The organism is Nonomuraea sp. JJY05 (assembly GCF_043496855.1).
GTDB lineage: Bacteria > Actinomycetota > Actinomycetes > Streptosporangiales > Streptosporangiaceae > Nonomuraea.
Genome location: NZ_JBIEIS010000014.1, coordinates 127,592 through 146,117, shown reverse-complemented (window position 1 = coordinate 146,117; position 18,526 = coordinate 127,592). Strand labels below are relative to the sequence as shown.

Genomic DNA, 18,526 nt, shown 5'->3' with positions numbered 1-18,526 from the left:
CTGAAATGCGCCGTACCCCGTTGTGCGAACGGTTCAACTCGCCCTCGGGACACGTCCGTGCGGAGAGATCGTTCCGAGAGTGGCATGGGTTACTGTTTCGGCATGATTCTGGGGCGGATCGCCGAGCGGGCCCGGATCGACGACCTGCTCGCGAACGCCCGTGCGGGAAGCCGCGGAGCGCTGTTGATCACGGGCGAGGCCGGGATCGGCAAGACCGTGCTGCTCGACTATGCCGCCGCCGCGGCGGCCGACCTGCGGGTGCTGCGTGGCGTCGGCATGGAGTCGGAGGCCGAACTGCCCTTTGCCGGGCTGCACCTGCTGCTGCACCCGTACCTCGACCGGCTCGCCGCACTGCCCGGCCCGCAGGCGGCGGCGCTGCGGACGGCGTTCGGGCTGGACGAGGCGACGGTCGGCGATCGGTTCCTGATCGGCGCGGCGACCCTGTCGCTGCTGTCGGAGCTGAGCGGCGACGGCCCCCTCGTATGCCTGATCGACGACACCCAGTGGTTCGACCGGGCGTCCTTGGAGGCGCTGCTGTTCGCCACCCGGCGGCTGCACGCCGACCCCATCGCGATGATCTTCGCGGCCGGCAGCGGGGACGAGGACGCCACGCCCATGCCGGGCCTGGACGTACTCCGGCTCGCCGCCCTCGACGCGGAGAGCGCCACGTCGCTGCTGGACGCGCACGCCCGTGGCCTGGCGGGGCCGCTGCGCGAGCGCGTGCTCGCCGAGTCGTGCGGCAACCCACTCGCCGTGATCGAGCTGGCCACCACGCTCAACGCCCTGCAGGGCCACGGCCGTCCTACGCTTAATGCCTTGCACGGCCACGGTCGTCCCACGCTCAACGCCCTGCACGACAACGGTCGTCCCACGCTCGATGCCTTGCAGGGCCACGGTCGTCTCGCGCCGCCGCTACCCAACTGGCCGCTGCCCGGTGCGGGCCACGTACAGGACGCCTTCCGGGCGCAGATCGCCGGCCTGCCCGCGGCGACGCGGCTGCTGTTGCTGATCGCCGCGGCCGGCGGCATGGCCGATCTGCAGGTGATCCTGAACGTCGCCGCACTGCTCGGCGTCTCCGTGGCCGACCTGGAGCCCGCCGAGCAGGCTCGGCTGGTCGTGCTGTCCGACGAGCCGGTGCCGGGTGGCAGCGTGACCTTCCGGCATCCGCTGATCAGGGCCGCCGCCTACCAGGCCGCCCCGCACGCCAGGCGGGTCGAGGTCCACGAGGCGTTCGCGCGGGCGCTCGACGGCGAGCAGCACGACGCCGACCGTCGCGCCTGGCACCTGGCCGCCGCCACCGCGGGCCCGGACGAGGAGGTCGCCGCCGAGTTGGAGCGGGCCGCCCACCGGGCCGGCCGGCGGGGCGGAGTGACCGCGATGATGAGCGCGCTCGAACGCGCCGCCCAGCTCAGCACCGACGAGACGCGCCGGGCGTGGCGGCTGATCGCCGCCGCCCGCGCCGCCTGCGACGCCGGCCTGACCGACCGCGCCGCCGAACTGGCCGACCGGGCGGCAGGGGTGCCCGATCGACCCGCTGGACCGGCCGACCCGGCCCTGGGGCCGCCCGAGTGCAGCATTGGGTCCGGGGAGCGGCCCGTGCGTCCGCTTCGTGACCCGTCGGTGAGGGCCGAGGTGGCGTGGATCCGGGCTCAGGTCGAGTACGAGCGCGCCTCGCCCGCCGTCGCCGCCGCCCTGGCGCTGGACGGCGCCACCCTCATCGCCGCCACCGACCTCGAGCGGGCCGTGTCGATCCTCACCGAAGCCGTCTGGTGCGCCCGCCACGCCGGCGACCACGACCTGGTACACCAGTGCGCCACCCTCCTGGAGACCGTCGAACCCCGCGCGCCGGTCGTGGCGGGGCTCATCGGGTTCCGGCACCTGTACGACGGCCGGCCCGCCGTGGGCCTGCCGCCCATGCGCGAGCTGGCCGAGTCCGCCAGGCAGGGCAAGGCCGGCGGGTTCGTGGAGCGGCTCATCGCCGGGTTCGCCGGGATGCTGGTGGCCGAGGACGAGATCGCCACGGAGGTGCTGGAGTCGCTGGTCGCCGACGTGCGGGAGCAGGGCGCGGTGGGCCGGCTGGCGTACGTGCTCGGACCCCTGGCGATCGCCCGGCTGCTGCGCGGCCGGTTCACGGACGCCGACGCCGGCGTGACGGAGGCCGTCTCCCTGGCCACCGACCTCGGCCAGGACCTGCAGGTGGTCGCGCTGAACGCGATCGCCGCGTGGCTGGCCGCAGTGAGCGGCGACGAGATCGCGTGCCGGTCGCTGGCCGCCGGCGTGCTGGAGCACCGTACCGAGCACCCCGCCGACGCCGCGCTGGCCTCGTGGGCGCTCGGCCTGCTCCACCTGGCCGGCGGCCGGTTCGACGAGGCCGCCGCCCGGCTGGAGGAGGTGTGCGGCGGTCCGGCCCGGCACGACTTCCTCATCAGGGCCGTACCCGACCACGTCGAGGCGGCCGTACGTGCCGAGCTCCCCGAGCAGGCCGCCCGCCATCTGCCCGCCCTGTCCGACTGGGCCGGGCAGACCGGCCGGCCGCACGCGATCGCGCTGGCCCGCCGCTGCGAAGCGCTGCTGGCCGACGAGGACGCCGCCGCCGGGCACTTCAGGGCCGCGCTGGAGCTGCACGAGCGCGACTCCCGCCGGTACGACGAGGCCAGGACGCGGCTGGCGTACGGGGAATGGCTGCGCCGGCATAGCCGCCACGCCGAGGCGAAGGGCCAGCTGACCGACGCGCTGGCAGCCTTCGAGCGGCTCGGCGCCCGGACGTGGGCGAGCCGGGCCCGAGCGGAGTTGTCCGCCCTGGGCGAGCGGCCCTCCACCCACCCCCGGGCCCTCGACCCGCTCGCCCGGCTCACACCCCAGGAGCTCCAAGTGGTACGGCTGGCGGCGGCGGGCATGAGCAACCGGGAGATCGCCGCCCGGCTGTTCCTCAGCCCCCGTACAGTCGGTCACCACCTGAACAAGGCGTACCCGAAGCTGGGGGTGACCCGCCGCCTGGAGCTGGCCCAGCTCGTGCCGCATGGGTGAGTAAGCCGGTACTCCGGCCGATGCGGCGTCCGCTGCCCGCGGTGGCGAACCCGCGGCCAGTGCTGAGCCGGTCACCGTCCGGGACGGCGGCCGGATGCGTGGCGGGGGGCTCTGGTGTCCACGTTGCCGGTCAAGGTGTTGAGGATGCCGGGGAGTTCGGCCACCGTCTCGGCGGGCAGGCCGGTCACGGTCTCCTCCGCCAGGGCGCACCATAGCCGCTTGATCTGCTCGGCCAGGGCTTGGCCGCTGTCGGTGAGTTCGACGACGGTGGCGCGCCTGTCGGAAGGCGCGGGCTTGCGGCGGATGTGGCCGGACGCTTCGAGCTTGCGGGTCATGAGGGTGACGCTGGGCGGTTCGCAGCCGAGCGCCTCGCTGAGCTCCGCCTGGATTCGCGGGCCGGTGCGGGCCAGCTCGAGCAGCAGCGCCTCCTGGCCCGGGTGCAGGCCGAGCGGGGCGAGCAGCGCCGCGGCCCTGGCCCGGTGGCGCAGGCTCAGCAGGCGGATGGCCTGGTTGAGGGCGTCGGCTTGCTCGAAGTCCATGGGTGCTCCTTGACAGATTAGTTATGCGCGTAATAGTTATCCGCATAACTAATCCTACATGACAGCGAGGAGCCGGGCATGACCGTGAAGGTCGCCGTCATCTACTACAGCGCGACAGGCAGTGTGCACGCGCTCGCGCAGGCCGTAACCGAGGGCGCCGCCTCGACCGGGGCGGAGGTACGGCTGCGGCGGGTGGCCGAGTCGGCACCCGACAGCGCGATCGACCAGGACCCGCGGTGGCGCCGGCACGCCGACGCCGCCACGTCGATCGCCCAGGCCTCGGTCGAGGACCTGGCGTGGGCCGATGCGTTCGCGTTCGGGACACCGACCCGGTTCGGGGCGCCGGCCGCGCAGCTCAAGCAGTTCATCGACCAGGCCGGCGGGCTGTGGCGCGAGGGCGCGCTGGCCGACAAGCCGGTGACGGCCTTCACCTCGGCGTTCAACCGGCACGGCGGCAACGAGGCCACGATCCTGTCGCTGAGCAACGTCTTCTACCACTGGGGGGCGCTGATCGTGCCGCCCGGGTTCACCGACCCGGTCGTGTACGGCGCCGGCGGCAACCCCTACGGCACGTCGCTGGTGACCGGCCCGACCGGGGACGGCCCGGACGCCGCGGTGCTGGAAGCGGCCAGGTACCAGGGGCGGCGGCTGGCCCGGATCACGATCCGGCTGCTGGGGGACGGCCACGCCGGCGCTGCCACCGCACGCGAAAGCGTGGCCGCGACGATCTCCCGAACGATGTGAGCAGAAGTCATGACAAGTACCAAAAGTGAGTCCCAGCGGGCCAGGCCGTACGCCGGCCTCCCCTGGCTGGTCCTGGCGCTGGCGTGCGCCTGCCAGTTCATGGTCATCCTGGATGCGTCCATCGTGAACGTCGCCCTGCCCTCGGTCCGCGAGGAGCTCGGTTTCACCACGACCGGACTGGCGTGGGTGGTGAACGGATATCTGCTCACCTTCGCCGGGTTCATGCTGCTGGGGGGCCGAGCCGCCGACCTGTTCGGGCCGCGCCGGATGCTGGTCGCCGGGCTGTTGCTGTTCTCCGTCTCGAGCCTGGCCGGCGGCCTGGCGACCGCGCCGGAGGTCCTGGTGGCGGCCCGCGTCGCGCAGGGCGTCGGCGCAGCCATGATGGCCCCGGCGACGCTGGCCGTGATCAACACCTCCTTCACCGAGCCGAACGCGCGCGCCAGGGCGTTCGGCGCGTGGTCCGCCTCGGGCGGTGTGGGCGGGATGGTCGGCGCGGTCGCGGGCGGCGCCATCACGACCGGCCTTTCGTGGCGGTGGGTCTTCCTCATCAACGTGCCGATCGGCGCGGTGCTGATCGTCGTGGCCATGATGTCGCTGGCCGGAACGCGAACCGGCCGGCGGGGACCGCTCGACCTCACCGGCGCGGTCACCGGGACGGCGGGGCTGGCCGCGCTGATCTACGGGGTCATGCAGAGCGCCGATCATGACTGGACGTCCGCGCCGGTCGTCGCGCCGGTGGTGGCGGGTCTGCTCCTGCTCGTCGCCTTCACCGTGGTGGAGGCGCGTTTCGCCGGCCGGCCGATGATGCCTCTGCGGCTGTTCAAGATCAGGGGGGTCGCCGTCGGTAACGGCATGCTGCTGCTGTTCGGGGGGATCGCCATCGCGATGTGGTACTTCTCGTCGCTGTTCCTGCAGAACGTCCTCGGCTTCAGCGCGCTTCAAGCCGGGCTCGGGCAGACACCGGCGGCGGTGACGTTCATGGTGATCGCGCGATGGGCCGCGGCGCTGCTGCCCCGAACGGGTGCGCGGCCCCTGGTGCTGGCCGGCAGCGCCGGCTTCGTGGCCGGTTTCGCCTGGCTCTCCCTGGGCCACGCCGGCAGCGCCTATCTCACGGGCGTGCTCGGTCCCACACTGCTCATCGCGGTCGGCATCGGGCTGACCTTCCCCACCCTCATGGCCGTGGCGACCGCCGACGTTCCCGAAGGCGAGGCGGGCATCGTGGGCGGCCTGGCCAACACCGCCAGCCAGGTAGGAGGGTCGATCGGGCTGGCGGTGCTCGCGACGGCCGCCGCGTCGCAGGCGGCCGGGAGTTCCCCGGTCGACGCCCTCGCCGCCGGCTACGACCTGGTCTTCCTCATGGCGGCCGGGCTCGGCCTGGCCATCGCCGCAGTCAGCTTGCTGCTGCCACGGCACGAGCACGACTGACCGCCGGCGACGCCGCGGGCCTGGCTGCCCTGGTCGGCAGGTCACCCCGGCCCCCATCGTCCACCCGGCAGCGCGTCACGGGCGCGCCATGGCAGGGGCGTGAACGCGGTGGAATGCGCGTAGGCGGATGCGGAGTTAACGTGTAATCCTGTAAGCAAAGGAGTGCACGATGGCGGATCCACTCGACGCTTACTCGCGCGTCGTCTCGTCCGTGGCGGCCGAGTTGCTGCCGAAGGTGGCCAGCGTGCGGGCCGGCCAGGGCAGCGGGTCCGCGGTGGTGTTCACCGCCGACGGGTTCCTGCTGACCAACGCGCACGTGATCGGCAACTCCCGGGCCGGCAGCGTGGCCTTCGCCGACGGGAGCTCGGGGGACTTCACCGTGGTGGGCCGGGACCCGCTGTCGGATCTGGCGGTGATCAGGGCGCAGACGGCCACGCCACCGCCGGCGACGCTCGGTGACAGCGACGAACTGGTCGTCGGGCAGCTCGTCGTGGCCGTGGGCAATCCGCTGGGACTGGCCGGATCGGTCACGGCCGGGGTGGTGTCGGGGCTCGGGCGGTCGTTGCCCGCGCGCAGCGGCTCGGCCGTACGGCTCATCGAGGACGTGATCCAGACCGACGCCGCGCTCAATCCGGGCAACTCCGGCGGCGCGCTGGCCGACTCGCAGGCGCGGGTGGTCGGGATCAACACGGCGGTGGCCGGCGTGGGAGTCGGGCTCGCCGTGCCCATGAACGCCACGACCCGATCCATCATCGCCGCCCTGATCAGGGATGGGCGGGTACGGCGGGCGTTCCTGGGGCTGGTGACCTCGCCGGCGCCGCTGCCCGAGTCGCTGCGGCAGCGGACCGGGCAGACGGGGGCGCTGCGCGTGGTCGAGGTGGTGCCGGGCTCGCCCGCCCAGCGCGCCGGGTTGCGCGCCGGCGACCTGGTGTTGAGCGCGGGGCGCAACCCGGTGGGGGACGCGCAGAGCCTGCAGCGGCTGATGTTCGCCGACGCCATCGGGCAGCCGTTACCGATCACCGTCCATCGCAACGGCGCGTTGGTCGATGTCATCGCGGAGCCGGTGGAGCTCACGGGTTCCGGCGTCTGACCCCGCCACCGTAAGAGGCCGGAGGCACCGACCGCGCGGACGCGGCGTCCGAGCCGATGACGGGCACCGGCTCGGACGGCCGGCCTCGCTGAGTCGAGGCCGGCCGGAGCGGGCTAGCTGGGAGCCGGGCCGGTCGGGGGCGTGGGGAGGTCGGCTGAGGCAGCCGATGATCCGTCCGCCGCCGGGGCGGCCTGCTCGGTGGGTGGGCGTTGGGGCCGGACGTAGGTGCCGTTGCGGCGGGCCAGGAGTTCGGCGAGGAGGGCGTCCCACTTCTCCCCCACCGCGTCCACGTCGTACGTGAGCGCCGTCTCCAGCGCCCCCGCCGCCAGGTCCCGCCTCAGCTGCTCGTCCTCGATCACCCGGATGATCGAGGCGGCCAGGTTGGCGTTGGTCCGCGGCTTCACCAGCAGCCCGTCGACCTCGTCGGTGATCATCTCCTTGGGCCCGTGCGGGCTGTTGAAGCTGACGATCGCCAGCCCCTTGCCCATCGCCTCCAGGATCGTCATGGGGAAGCCCTCATGACGGGAGCTGAGCACGAAGACGGACGCCTTCTCCAGCTCGGCCCCCACGTCGGACGTGGGCCCGGGCAGCTCGACCTTGCCCTGCAGCCCCGCCTCCACGATCTGCTGGGCGAGGTTCTCCTCCTGCGGCCCCGCGCCGAAGATGCGCAGCGTCCAGTCGGGATGGGCGGCGGCGACCGTCTCCCAGGCGGTGATGAGCCGGTGGAAGCCCTTGATGCGGGTCATCCGGCCGACCGCGATGGCGACCTTGGCGTCCAGCTTGGAGATGCCGCCCGTCATCGGCGGCACGGCGTTGGGGATGCGCGCCAGCTTCTTCGGCTTCTTCGGTAGCGTCTCACGGTAGTCGCGCAGGTCGGCCTTGGTGAGCGTGACCAGGGCGTCGAGGCGGCGGTAGCGCCACTTGATGAGCTCCTGCATCGGCTCGGCCTGGGTGCGGAGCGCCACGTGTTCCTGCCCGATCGTGATGACGTTGGGCAGCGCTAACTGGGCCACCGCCAGGTTGAGCCCGGGGCGGGTGGCCATCAGCACGCCGGTGTCGAGCGAGCGGATGTAGCGGGCCAGCTTGAGGTCGGTCCACAGGTTGAAGCGGTGGTAGGCCGACTCCTCCTTGGGGATGATCCGGCTCGGCATCTTCGACAGCATCGCCCGCAGCGGGTCGGCGCTGGGGTTGATCCGGTCGTCGAGGAAACGGAACTTCACCCGCGGGTCGATGGGGAAGAACGGCTCCTCGGCCTCCTTCAGGATGCTCACGATCTCCACGTCGTGCTCCTTGGCCAGGTAGCTGGCCAGGTTGAACACGGTCCGGATCGTGCCCCCCATCCCGTACGCGTGCAGCAGCAGAATGCGGATCTGCCGCGTCGAAGGCGGTGGCGCGTTAAGCATTTTGCGCCGGTTGTACCCCCGATACAGCCGGCGCACCGCCGACTTGCCCTTGCGTGCCAATGCGCGCACCTGACAGATCCCCCTTTGTCACCCGGAAGAAGTCTCAACACACATGGCCGGTGACGAGGAATCTCGCCACCGGCCTATTGTCCCGCTTCAGTGGAGTGCACGTGTTCATCCCCTATGCGCTTTCCCCACCTATGATCCTTAGACGCCTGTAACGTCACTAAGGTTGCATGCGCGGCCGATGCCGGGGATCGGGAGTGTGCGGCGGACGCTCGGCCAGCAGCTCCAGCGCGACGTCGATGGCCCGCTCGAGCTGCGTGTCCACGCCTCTGGCATAGTCCTGCGGAGTGATGTCGACCTCGATGTCGGGATCGGTGCCGTAGTTCTCGACCTGCCAGCCGACGTCGTCGAAGGCGAAGGAGAATTCGGGCTGCGTCGTCACCGTGCCGTCGGCGAGCTGGTGGCGCGGCCAGATGCCGATGACGCCGCCCCAGGTGCGCTTGCCGACCAGCGGCCCCAGCTTCAGCACCTTGAAGGTGTGGCTGAAGATGTCGCCGTCGGAGCCCGCCCACTCGTTGGTGATCGCCACCAGCGGCCCGCGCGGCGACTCCGGCGGGTAGGGCTCCGGGTCGCCCCACCGCGGGTAGTCGTAGCCGAGCCGCCGCCTGGCCAGCTTCTCCAGCAGCAGCGCCGACACGTGACCGCCGCCGTTGAAGCGCACGTCCACGATGAGCGCCTGCCGGTCGTACTCGGCCAGGAGCCCGCGGTGGAACTCCCCGAACCCGTCAGGGCCCATGTCGGGCACGTGCAGGTAACCCACCCGGCCGCCGGAGCGCTGGTGGCACTCGGCGCGGTTGAGGTTGACCCAGTCGCGGTAGCGGGCCGGCCGCTCGTCGGAGATGGCGCGCACGGTGACGGTGCACACCTGATCCTCGCGCCGCAGCGTCAGCTCGACCTCCTCGCCGGCCTGGTTGACCAGGCGCTCGTTCGGGGTCGCGGCCGCGCCTATGGGCGCGCCGTTGATGGCCAGGACCGCGTCGCCCGTGCGTACGTCGACACCGAGCCGGTTCAGCGGCGAGGTCGCCTCCGGATCCCACGGGTCACCGGTCACGATGGAGTGGATGTGGTAGACGCCGTCGCGGTAGTCCCAGTCGACGCCCAGCTTGCCCTGGGTGTAGTCGGGCCCGGGACGGTATTCGCCGCCGCTCTCGAAGGCGTGGCTCGTGGCGAGCTCGCCGTGCAGCTCCCACAGCAGGTCGGAGAACTCGCCCCGGGTCGTGACCCGCTCCACCAGCGGCCGGTAGCGGTCGTAGACGGCCGGCCAGTCGATGCCCGCCATGTCCTCGCTCCAGAAGTTCTCCAGCTGCAGCCGCCACGCCTCCCGGAACATCTGCCGCCACTCCGCCTCCGGGCAGACCGACACCTTGATCCGCGACAGGTCGATCCACCCGCTCTCGCGCCCCGGCTCCTCCTCGTCCTCGGGCGGCTCGTTCGCCTTGACCACCCGCAGCCTGGAGTCCGCGCGGTAGAGCAGCGTCTTGTGGTCGCGGCCCAGCTCGAAGTCGGTGACGCCGTCGGCGAAGTGCACCTTCTTGCCCTTCGCGAAGTCGAACAGGTGCAGCGAGCTCTCGCCCTCGAGCGGGCTGGTCAGGATCAGGGCCTTGCCCTTGAGCCCGGCCACCTTCTCGTAGCGGCCCTCGGGCAGCGGGAACTGGGTGACCCGCCGGATCAGCCCGTCGACGTCCACCCGCAGCGGCTCCGGCTCGTCGCCGTCCTCCTCGTCCTCCCCCAGGGGCCGTCGCACGGCGACGAACGGGTCGGGCGCGTCGGCCTGCAGCGCCACCGCGTACGGGCGCGTGCCCAGCGGGAAGCCCAGGTCGTGCTGGAGCTGGTCGTAGACCGGCGAGAAGGTGCGCTGGCCGATGAAGTAGAGGTAGCGGCCCTGCGGGTCGAACGCCGGCATCGAGTCCTCCAGCACCGGCTCCGTGGCCTGCAGCGTCCGCCCGGTCTCGGGGTGGTGCAGCTTGATCGCGCTGGACTGCGCGTTGAGCGGGCTCGAGTATGCCAGCCACCGCCCGTCGTGCGACCAGGCCGGATCTTCGGGCGAGCCGTGCGGGTTGGCCTCCACCAGCACCGGCCGCCCGGTGGCCAGGTCGAGCAGGTGCAGCTCGTGGCGGTGGTTGACGACGGCCACCCGGTCGTGGACCGGGTCGGGGACGAGCGCGGTGATCCGCCCCAGCCTGGCCACCTCCGTGCCGCCGCCGCCCTCGTGGCCTTCGAGGACGACCAGCCGCTCCTCGTCGCGGTCGTCGCTGGCCGCCGCGATCAGCCGGGTGCCGTCGTTGAGCCAGGTCAGGAACCGGTAGCGGACGCCGTCGGGCGAGCCGTGCTGGGTCACCGGCCCCTCCCAGTCGGCCATCGCGTACGCCTTGCCGCGCGCGGTGACGGCCAGCGCGCTGCCGTCGGGGCTGAGCGTGGCGCCGTCGAGGTAGTCGGCGGGGTCGACGAACCTGCGGTTGCGCTGCGTCCTGGAGCTGGCCAGCACCACGTCCAGCTTGCGCGCCGGCTCGCCGGGGTCGAGCAGGTAGAGGTCGGCGCCCGCGTGGTAGACCAGCCGGTGGCCGTCGCCCGACAGGTTGCGCGCGTAGTAGTCGTCGTGGTGGGTGAGCTTGCGCAGGTCCTGGCCGTCGGGGGTGCACGAGTAGACGTTGCCGACGCCCTCGTGGTCGGAGATGAAGCACACCCGGCCGCCGCTCCAGCAGGGCGAGGCCAGGTTTCCCGGCAGCCTGATCAGCCGCCGGAACTCGCCGTCGCCGCGCGGGTCGATCCACAGGTCGCCGACGGTGCCGCCGCGGTAGCGCTTCCACCGCGCCGGGTCGGCGGTGTTGCGGCCGAGCACGATCATGCCTTCCGGCCCGTACGCGATGGAGTTGGCCGGGCCGTACGGGAGCCGCTCCGGGACCTCGCCGGGCGCGACGCGGTGCAGCCAGCTGCGGTGCTCGAACGGCTGGGCCGCGTCGCTGGCGTACAGGATGCGGCCTTCGGGGTCCCAGCCGGTGACCGTGCAGCGCGCGCCGTGGAAGGTGACCCGGCGGGCGGCGCCGCCGTCGGACGGCATGACGTACACCTCTTCCGGGCCCTCCTCGCTGCCGACGAAGGCGAGCTGGTCGCCGCGCGGCGAGATGCGCGGATAGCCCGCCTCGGCGAGCCCCGCGGTCAGCCGGAAGGCCCGCCCGCCCCGGGCGGAGACCATCCACAGGTCGTCCTCGGCCGCGAAGACGACCACGTCCTGGAAGACGGCGGGAAAGCGCAGGTAGCCGGACATGAGAGCCACTCCTGGTCGATCTGACAGCCGGGGGCGCGCGCCCCCGGCTGTCAGATCACATCACCCGGGTCAGACAATTCGCCACAGCTGCCGGGCCGTGCCGACCGGCGGCCAGAAATCTCCCCCCGCGACCGCCTGGCCATCGCCCGGGGCAGCCGGACCACCGCTGCCCTGTCCGGATCACTCCTCGTCAGAGGTCGACTTGCGGGTCTCCCGCTTCGTCTCCTTGGCCTGCCTGCTGGTCTTGATGGACTGCTTCTTCGACTTGCCGGACTTGGCGGCGGGTTTCTTCTTCGTGTCTGCCATGGGATTCCCCCCTGTACGGACATGCGCACCGGAATGGTGCACTGTGCCACTTAATACCCACCTAACGCAGAAATCCGACATTCCGCCTATCGAGCGGGCCGATCACCGGCCGGTGCCGACCACCAGACGCCTTCTCCGTGCGACAGCCCCGGCAGCCGCCGCTCGAACTCGTGCACCGCGGCCGCCGGGATCTCCCCCTCCAGCACCCAGGTGTCGTCACGCCTGCCGGTGTCGTGGAGCTCACCGCCCAGCGCGGCGAGCCTGGAGGTGACCGCGCTGAACGTCTCCAGCGGCACCTCCAGCTCGAACCGGTGGCACGGCTCGTACACGGTGGTGCCCGCCAGCCGCAGCGCCCGCATGAGCACGATCGGGGCGCGGCCGCGGAAGTCGGCCGCGACCGTGACGGGCGAGGCGTAGCCGGTCCTGGTCACCGTGACGAGCACGTCGGTGACCGGCCAGCCGTGCGGGCCGTCGCCCAGGGCCTGGCGCACGCTCTCCTCGATGGCCCGGTGGAAGGCGAGCGGCAGCGAGCCGAGATCGACCTCCAGCCGGTAGCCGACGCCGGAGCCCTTCGGACCGGGCTCGACGCGCAGGCCCACGGTGGCCATGAACTCGTTGCGGCCGCGCTGGATCTCCTCCACGACCTCCGCCGTGCCCGACGGGCGCTCGAAGTAGACGGGCCGGCTCGGCTCGAAGAGCGCCTCGACGCCGAAGTCCCTGGCCAGGGTCTCGCCGATGACCTCCTTCTGCACCTCCCCGTACAGCAGGACCGAGGTCTCGCCGCCGGCCAGGGTGCGGGTGGCGATCAGCGGATCCTGCTCGGCCAGCACGAGCAGCGCGGCGTGCAGGCGCGGCTCCTGGCCGGGGACGCGGGGCCGTACCACGGTCTCCAGGCTGGGCGGGGTGAAGTGGGCCTGGTTCGCGGGCCCGGGCTGCCCCAGGTGGTCGCCGACGCGGATCTCGGGCACGCCCCAGACCTTGACGATGTCCCCGGCCACCGCGTGCCGCCGCTCGGGCGAGCCCGCGACGGCCAGCGCGGTCAGCCTGCCGTCGTAGGCGTGCCGCCCCCGGTGGAAGGTGAGGTGCTCGCGCGCCCGCAGGGCGCCCGCGCGCACCCGCAGGTAGGCGGCCTTCTCCCCGGAGGGAGCGCGCTCGATCGCGAACACCGTCGCCCGTGCCGCCTCCTCCGGGTCCCCGCCCGGCTGGGTCACGGCGGGCAGCAGGTGGACGGCGTCGAGCAGCTCGCCGACGCCCTGCCCGGTCAGCGCCGAGCCGAACAGCACCGGATGTGCCTGCCCGGCGGCGCACTGCCGCGCCAGCGCCGAGCGTACCTGGCCGAAGTCGGGCGTCTTGCCCTCGACGAGCAGCTCCAGCAGCCCGTCGTCCCGCTCGGCCAGCACCTCGGCCGCCGCCTCGGGCGAGGCGACGCCGGCGGTGACGGCCGCCTTGGAGCCGAGGTGCCGCACGGTGTTCAGGGCGACGCAGTACGGCGAGAGCCGCCGCCGGATGTCGGCCAGCAGCTCCCGCTCCCTGGCCCCGGCCCGGTCGATCTTGTTGACGAAGATCAGCGTGGGCAGGCGCAGCCTGCGCAGGGTCTTCATCAGGACCCGCGTGTGCGGCTGCACGCCCTCGACGGCCGACAGCACCAGCACGGCGCCGTCGAGCACGCCGAGCGCGCGCTCCACCTCGGCCACGAAGTCTGCGTGCCCCGGGGTGTCGACCAGGTTGACCCGCAGGTCACCCAGGGTGAAGGAGGCGACGGCCGTGCGGATGGTGATGCCGCGACGGCGCTCGATCTCGCCGGAGTCGGTCTGCGTGCTGCCCTCGTCCACGCTGCCGAGCCGGTCGATGACGCCGGTCTCGAACAGCAGCCGCTCAGTGAGGCTGGTCTTGCCCGCGTCTACGTGCGCGAGGATGCCGATGTTCAGGATGTGCACGGTGCTGGAAGTCCTCGGGAACTCTCGTGCCAATGGGGCGCTGGGAGATTCCGAGGCACCGCATCTCATGCTCCTGATCGTCGGCGGACGGTTGCCGGGCCATCCTGCCATCGCGGCAGGGACACCGGCGAACCATTTACAGGGCCTGTGCCAGGGCCGCCCCGCAGTAGGCCGCGCCCAGCCCGGCCACCACGCTGGCCGCCGCGTTGGCCACCGCGTGGAAGCGCGCGCCCTCCTCCATCAGCCGCACCGTCTCGTACCCGAACGTGGAGTACGTGGTCAGCGCCCCGCAGAACCCGATGCCCGCCAGCGCCCATACCCCGCCGCCGGCGGGCAGCGCGGCCAGGAAGCCCAGCAGCGCCGAGCCGGACACGTTCACCGTCAGCGTCCCCCAAGGGAACACCGTGTCGTGCCGCGCCTGCACGGCCCGGTCCGCGAGATAACGCAGCGGCGCGCCGAGCGCCGCCCCGAGGACGATGAGCAGCACCGTCATCGCACGCCCGCCAGCATCCTGGCGATCCGCCTGGCCAGCCACATGCCCGCCACCACGGCCGCCAGCGCCGCCACCAGCGTGACCGCCAGGTAGACCAGCCCCGTCAGCGGCGCCCCCGCCGCGACCGCCCGCTGGATGTCCACCGCGTACGTGGAGAACGTCGTGTACCCGCCCAGCACCCCCACCCCCAGGAACGGCCGCACGAGGCGGTGCGCCGGCCGCACCTCCGTGATCACCACCATGAGCACGCCGATCAGCAGGCATCCGGACACGTTGACGAGGAACGTCGCCCAGGGGAAGTCCGCCGGCCCGGACGGCAGCGCCGACTGCAGGCCGAAACGCGCGAGCGCACCGAGAGCACCCCCGGCCGCGATCGCGGCGAGCACCGGCCAGTGCAGCTCAGCGCGCTGCGCCGGGATGTGGAGATCGACGTCCGGGTCGATCGGACGATCAGTCACATAACCCTCCCCGTGTCAAAACATCGGATGCCGGGAATTTCTCTAGACAACCTTTGATGTTCGGAGGCCTGCTTGAGCACGAAGGACGCCATCGCCCTTCTAGCGGGAGCCATCATCGTCGTTTCCTTCGTCGGCGGCGCCAAGACCTCTCCGGCCACCGCCACCAGCCCCCTGGGCAACACCCGCGGGACCAGGCCCGGCCTGGCACCCATCATCTCGAACGCCGACAAGGCCAGAGCACGCGACCTCATCAAAGGCGTGCGCGTCAAAGGGCTCGGCCCCAACACCGGCTACGAGCGCACCCGGTACGGCGACAACTGGGCCGACACCGCGAGCGGGGTGCCGTTCGCCCGCAACGGCTGCCGCACCCGCGACGACCTGCTGGCCCGCGACGGCAGGAACGTGAAGTACCGGGCGGGCTCCAGCTGCGAGGTCGTCTCCATGGAGCTGAGCGACCCCTACACCGGCAGGACCATCCACTGGCGCAAGGACAACCCGGACGAAGTGCAGGTCGACCACGTGGTGCCGCTGAACTACGCCTGGCGCATGGGCGCGCCGCGCTGGCGGATGTCCAAGCGGCTCGACTTCGCCAACGACCCGCTGAACCTGCTGCCCGTGGCCGGCTACGCCAACGAGCAGAAGGACGCCTCCGGCCCGGCGAGCTGGTTACCGCCGCAGCGGCGCGTCCGCTGCGCGTACGTCACCCGCTTCGCGCAGGTCGCGCTCAAGTACAACGTGCCCGTCACCCCGGCGGACAAGAAGGCGATGCTGGCCCAGTGCCGCTGACCGGGCCGCTGACCGGGCCGCTGACCGGGCCGCTCGCAGTGCGGGCTAGCGCGGGTCGGCCCAGGTGAAGCCGTGCTCGAACGTCTGCTCGGCCAGGATCCGCTGCCCGTCGATGTTCGGGTGGAAGTAGTCCCACTTGCTGACGTGGTCGAGCGTGAACGGGTAGGAGAACACCGCGCCCCCGTCGGTGTGGCACCCGGGCCCGAACCTGGCGCACGCCTGGGCCGCCGCGCGGTTGTAGGCCATGACCCGCGCCCGCACCCGCTGGCGGCGTTCGACGTCGGCACGTTTGGTCGAGGTGGGCTTGGCCAGCATGCTCTGGCAGATGTGGCCGGCCGCCCAGAACGTGCGGGCGAGCGGGATGGTCTTACCCACCTCCCACAGCCGCAGCAGGTCGGGGATGCCGGCGATGAACACCCGGGCCGCCGGCATGCCGGCCCGCAGCTCGGCCAGCGCCGCGTCCATCCGCCGCCGGTACGTCTCGACGGGCGTCATGTCCTGCTCGGTGCGCACGCACGCGTCCTGGGCGCCGATCAGGATCGTGACGTAGTCGGCCTTGGCCTCGACGGCCTTGCGCACCTGGCCGAGCAGGTCGGCGCTGGTGGCCCCGGGGACGGCGAAGGTGAGATTGTGCTTCTGGAGCGTTCCACCCATGGCCGCCAGGCGCAGGTAGTGGCTGTTGACCTGGCGGTTGTCGCCGGAGGACCACGAGCGCGGGGTGCAGGAGACGTAGAAGCCGCAGGCGTTGAAGCCGGTGGAGATGGAGTCACCGAGCGCGGCCATGATCTCGGGGACGGGCTGGGCCGCGGCGGCCTGCGCCGGACCTGTGGCGGAGACGAGGAGCATTGCGGCGAGGACTGAGCCCAGGCGACCGATCATGGACCCAAGGTAGGAAGCGGATCACCGGCCGACCATGACGTTCGGGCCACGTCTGTGATTTCAGGACCGACTTCATATCGCCGCTTGACAGCCCGGACCCGATCGGGATGGGGTAAATGCAGCTCAACGTCTGGTTTTATCCGGGTTCGTTGACCGTAACCTCGCATTCACGGGGGTCTGAGTCGAACGTGTTCAGTTCCCGCATAGAGTGTCTTGGGTGAGTGTCGCGCTCGGAACAACCCGCCCGCTACCGGTTCGCACCACCCCTGTCGGCGACCCGGGCGACCTGCTGGCATCCCTGCCCAGGACCGCGCCCTACGCCTGGGTCAGGAACGGCGAGGGCCTCGTCGGCTGGGGACAGGCCGCACGGGTGGCCGTGCCCCCGGGTCCGGGCCGATTCGCCTGGGCCCGCCAGTGGCTGGCCACGGTGTTCGGCGACGCTCACGTCGAGGACGCCGTGCGCACCCCCGGCTCCGGCCCGGTCGCGTTCGGCAGCTTCACCTTCGACGAGGACGCCCACGGCTCCGTCCTCGTCGTCCCGCGCGCCGTGCTGGCCCGCCGCGACGGCCACGCCTGGCTCACCACGATCGGCGACGCTCCGCTGGAGACGTTCTCCCCCATCCGCGACCCCGGCCGCATCAGCTACGGCGACGGCAGCCTGAGCGCCCCCGAGTGGGAGCACGTCGTGGCCAGCGCCGCCAAGCGCATCCGCGAGGGCGAGCTGGAGAAGGTCGTGCTGGCGCGCGACCTGGTCGCCACCGCCGAGCGGCCCATCGACGTGCGCCTGCTGCTCACCCGGCTGGCCCGGCGCTATCCCGAGTGCTACACGTTCTCCGTCGCGGGGCTGGTGGGGGCCACGCCGGAGCTGCTGATCAGGCGTACGGGCCAGGAGATCGAGTCGCTCGTGCTGGCCGGCACCACCCCGCGCGGCACCGGCGCGGCCGACGACCTCGCGCGCGGGGCCGCGCTGCTCGCCTCGCCGAAGGACCGGCACGAGCACGAGTGCGCCATCGCCTCGGTCCGCCAGACGCTGGCCCCGCTCTGCGCCTCGCTGGAGACGCCGGACGAGCCCGAGCTGCTGATGCTGCCCAACGTCCAGCACCTGGCCAGCCACGTGACCGGGCGGCTGGCCGACGGGGCCTCCGTCCTCGACGTGGTCGCCGCCATGCACCCGACGGCCGCCGTCGGCGGCACCCCCACCCCCACCGCGATCAAGGTCATCCGCGAGCTGGAGGGCATGGACCGGGCCGGCTACGCCGGACCCGTCGGGTGGATCGACGCCCACGGCGACGGCGAGTGGGGCATCGCGCTGCGCTCGGGGCTCGTGCAGGGCCGCCGGGCCCGCCTGTTCGCGGGCGGCGGCATCATGGGCGACTCCGACCCGGCGGCGGAGCTGGCCGAGGCCCAGGCCAAGTTCAGGGTCATGCAGTACGCGCTGGAGGGATGATCAGCCAGTGTGATCAGGCAGGGACGTGGATCTCCTCGCCCACGTCCACGCGCGCCCGCCCGGCCGTCAGCGTCGCCACCCAGTCCGCGAACGGCGCCACCTCGTCCTCGCCCACGGAGACGGCGAAGGTGACCTCGCCCGCGTACGTCACCTCGCGCACCGGGTGGCGCGAGGCCCGCAGGTCGTTCTCCACCCGCCCGGCCTGGTCGTGGGCCACCGCGACGCGCACGACCCTGGCCGGCACCATCCGCACCGGCTCGGCCCGGTCGAGGGTCTCGGTCACGGCGGAGCCGTAGGCGCGCACCAGCCCGCCCGCCCCCAGCAGGGTGCCGCCGAAATAGCGGGTCACCACCGCCACCACGTCGCTGAACCCCCTGCCCACCAGGGCCTGCACCATCGGCGTGCCCGCCGTGCCGCCCGGCTCCCCGTCGTCGTCGCCCTTCTGGACGCGCTGCCCGATGACGTAGGCGGTGCAGTTGTGGGTGGCGCCGGGATGCTTCTGCCGCCGCTCGCCGATGAACGCGGCCGCCTCCGCGACGCTGCGCGCGGGCGCCAGCGCGCAGATGAACCGGGAGCGCTTCGCCTCCGTCTCGTGCTCGACGACGGAGGTGAGGGTCAGGTACGGCGCAGGCACATTCGACAGGTTATGCCCTTGCCGGGC

15 protein-coding genes are annotated in these 18,526 nt (G+C 72.4%); 6 read left to right on the top strand and 9 right to left on the bottom strand.

Features of this window, described 5'->3' with window-relative positions; genetic code table 11:
* The first annotated feature begins 102 nt into the window (after nt 1-102).
* On the top strand, nt 103-3,027 hold the full coding sequence (locus ACFKCF_RS23580) for an AAA family ATPase (protein WP_394496688.1): 2,925 nt from the start codon (nt 103-105) through the stop codon (nt 3,025-3,027).
* Between the two features lie 71 nt (nt 3,028-3,098).
* Here the strand turns inward: ACFKCF_RS23580 and ACFKCF_RS23575 are convergent, their stop codons facing one another.
* Nucleotides 3,099-3,566: a MarR family winged helix-turn-helix transcriptional regulator gene (locus tag ACFKCF_RS23575; protein WP_394496686.1), complete on the bottom strand. Its 468-nt coding sequence runs from the start codon at nt 3,564-3,566 to the stop codon at nt 3,099-3,101.
* A gap of 78 nt (nt 3,567-3,644) precedes the next feature.
* Between ACFKCF_RS23575 and wrbA the strand changes: the two genes are divergently transcribed.
* The 3 genes from wrbA (at nt 3,645) to ACFKCF_RS23560 (ending at nt 6,825) form a co-directional block, all read left to right on the top strand.
* Nucleotides 3,645-4,310, top strand: coding sequence for an NAD(P)H:quinone oxidoreductase (gene wrbA, locus ACFKCF_RS23570; protein ID WP_394496684.1), 666 nt, complete (start codon nt 3,645-3,647; stop codon nt 4,308-4,310).
* Nucleotides 4,311-4,319: 9 nt separating this feature from the next.
* On the top strand, nt 4,320-5,735 hold the full coding sequence (locus ACFKCF_RS23565; RefSeq protein ID WP_394496682.1) for an MFS transporter: 1,416 nt from the start codon (nt 4,320-4,322) through the stop codon (nt 5,733-5,735).
* 169 nt (nt 5,736-5,904) lie between these two features.
* Nucleotides 5,905-6,825 carry a S1C family serine protease gene (locus tag ACFKCF_RS23560; RefSeq protein ID WP_394496680.1) on the top strand — a complete coding sequence of 307 codons (921 nt, stop codon included), beginning with the start codon at nt 5,905-5,907 and terminating at the stop codon, nt 6,823-6,825.
* Nucleotides 6,826-6,938: 113 nt separating this feature from the next.
* Here ACFKCF_RS23560 and ACFKCF_RS23555 read toward each other — a convergent pair whose 3' ends face one another.
* From ACFKCF_RS23555 to crcB (ACFKCF_RS23530), 6 genes are all read right to left on the bottom strand, one after another.
* A complete protein-coding gene (locus tag ACFKCF_RS23555; RefSeq protein ID WP_394496679.1) occupies nt 6,939-8,297 on the bottom strand; it encodes a glycosyltransferase family 4 protein in 1,359 nt (452 codons plus the stop codon).
* A gap of 157 nt (nt 8,298-8,454) precedes the next feature.
* Nucleotides 8,455-11,559, bottom strand: coding sequence for a PDZ domain-containing protein (locus ACFKCF_RS23550; RefSeq protein ID WP_394496677.1), 3,105 nt, complete (start codon nt 11,557-11,559; stop codon nt 8,455-8,457).
* A gap of 180 nt (nt 11,560-11,739) precedes the next feature.
* Nucleotides 11,740-11,865, bottom strand: a complete 126-nt coding sequence (locus ACFKCF_RS23545) for a hypothetical protein (RefSeq protein ID WP_394496676.1) — start codon at nt 11,863-11,865, stop codon at nt 11,740-11,742.
* An 86-nt stretch (nt 11,866-11,951) separates the two neighbouring features.
* Nucleotides 11,952-13,802: a GTP-binding protein gene (locus ACFKCF_RS23540; protein ID WP_394496674.1), complete on the bottom strand. Its 1,851-nt coding sequence runs from the start codon at nt 13,800-13,802 to the stop codon at nt 11,952-11,954.
* Nucleotides 13,803-13,938: 136 nt separating this feature from the next.
* On the bottom strand, nt 13,939-14,295 hold the full coding sequence (gene crcB, locus ACFKCF_RS23535; RefSeq protein WP_394496672.1) for a fluoride efflux transporter CrcB: 357 nt from the start codon (nt 14,293-14,295) through the stop codon (nt 13,939-13,941).
* Nucleotides 14,292-14,753 carry a fluoride efflux transporter CrcB gene (gene crcB, locus ACFKCF_RS23530; RefSeq protein ID WP_394496670.1) on the bottom strand — a complete coding sequence of 154 codons (462 nt, stop codon included), beginning with the start codon at nt 14,751-14,753 and terminating at the stop codon, nt 14,292-14,294. The genes crcB (ACFKCF_RS23535) and crcB (ACFKCF_RS23530) overlap by 4 nt, the downstream gene beginning before the upstream one ends.
* 72 nt (nt 14,754-14,825) lie before the next feature.
* On the opposite strand from crcB (ACFKCF_RS23530), the gene ACFKCF_RS23525 reads away from it, so the two are divergent.
* Nucleotides 14,826-15,539, top strand: a complete 714-nt coding sequence (locus tag ACFKCF_RS23525; protein ID WP_394496668.1) for an HNH endonuclease family protein — start codon at nt 14,826-14,828, stop codon at nt 15,537-15,539.
* 45 nt (nt 15,540-15,584) lie between these two features.
* Here the strand turns inward: ACFKCF_RS23525 and ACFKCF_RS23520 are convergent, their stop codons facing one another.
* Nucleotides 15,585-16,418, bottom strand: a complete 834-nt coding sequence (locus ACFKCF_RS23520; protein ID WP_394496667.1) for a GDSL-type esterase/lipase family protein — start codon at nt 16,416-16,418, stop codon at nt 15,585-15,587.
* Nucleotides 16,419-16,635: 217 nt separating this feature from the next.
* Between ACFKCF_RS23520 and ACFKCF_RS23515 the strand changes: the two genes are divergently transcribed.
* A complete protein-coding gene (locus ACFKCF_RS23515; RefSeq protein ID WP_394496665.1) occupies nt 16,636-17,865 on the top strand; it encodes an isochorismate synthase MenF in 1,230 nt (409 codons plus the stop codon).
* Nucleotides 17,866-17,878: 13 nt separating this feature from the next.
* Here ACFKCF_RS23515 and ACFKCF_RS23510 read toward each other — a convergent pair whose 3' ends face one another.
* A complete protein-coding gene (locus ACFKCF_RS23510) occupies nt 17,879-18,499 on the bottom strand; it encodes a YigZ family protein (protein ID WP_394496663.1) in 621 nt (206 codons plus the stop codon).
* Nucleotides 18,500-18,526 lie beyond the last annotated feature (27 nt).

What these genes read in the sequence shown, in the direction of transcription:
- ACFKCF_RS23580 (WP_394496688.1), top strand. Translation starts at nt 103, where the DNA reads ATGATTCTGGGGCGGATCGCCGAGCGGGCCCGGATCGACGACCTGCTC.
- ACFKCF_RS23575 (WP_394496686.1), bottom strand. Translation starts at nt 3,566, where the DNA reads ATGGACTTCGAGCAAGCCGACGCCCTCAACCAGGCCATCCGCCTGCTG.
- wrbA (WP_394496684.1), top strand. Translation starts at nt 3,645, where the DNA reads ATGACCGTGAAGGTCGCCGTCATCTACTACAGCGCGACAGGCAGTGTG.
- ACFKCF_RS23565 (WP_394496682.1), top strand. Translation starts at nt 4,320, where the DNA reads ATGACAAGTACCAAAAGTGAGTCCCAGCGGGCCAGGCCGTACGCCGGC.
- ACFKCF_RS23560 (WP_394496680.1), top strand. Translation starts at nt 5,905, where the DNA reads ATGGCGGATCCACTCGACGCTTACTCGCGCGTCGTCTCGTCCGTGGCG.
- ACFKCF_RS23550 (WP_394496677.1), bottom strand. Translation starts at nt 11,559, where the DNA reads ATGTCCGGCTACCTGCGCTTTCCCGCCGTCTTCCAGGACGTGGTCGTC.
- ACFKCF_RS23545 (WP_394496676.1), bottom strand. Translation starts at nt 11,865, where the DNA reads ATGGCAGACACGAAGAAGAAACCCGCCGCCAAGTCCGGCAAGTCGAAG.
- crcB (WP_394496672.1), bottom strand. Translation starts at nt 14,295, where the DNA reads ATGACGGTGCTGCTCATCGTCCTCGGGGCGGCGCTCGGCGCGCCGCTG.
- ACFKCF_RS23520 (WP_394496667.1), bottom strand. Translation starts at nt 16,418, where the DNA reads ATGATCGGTCGCCTGGGCTCAGTCCTCGCCGCAATGCTCCTCGTCTCC.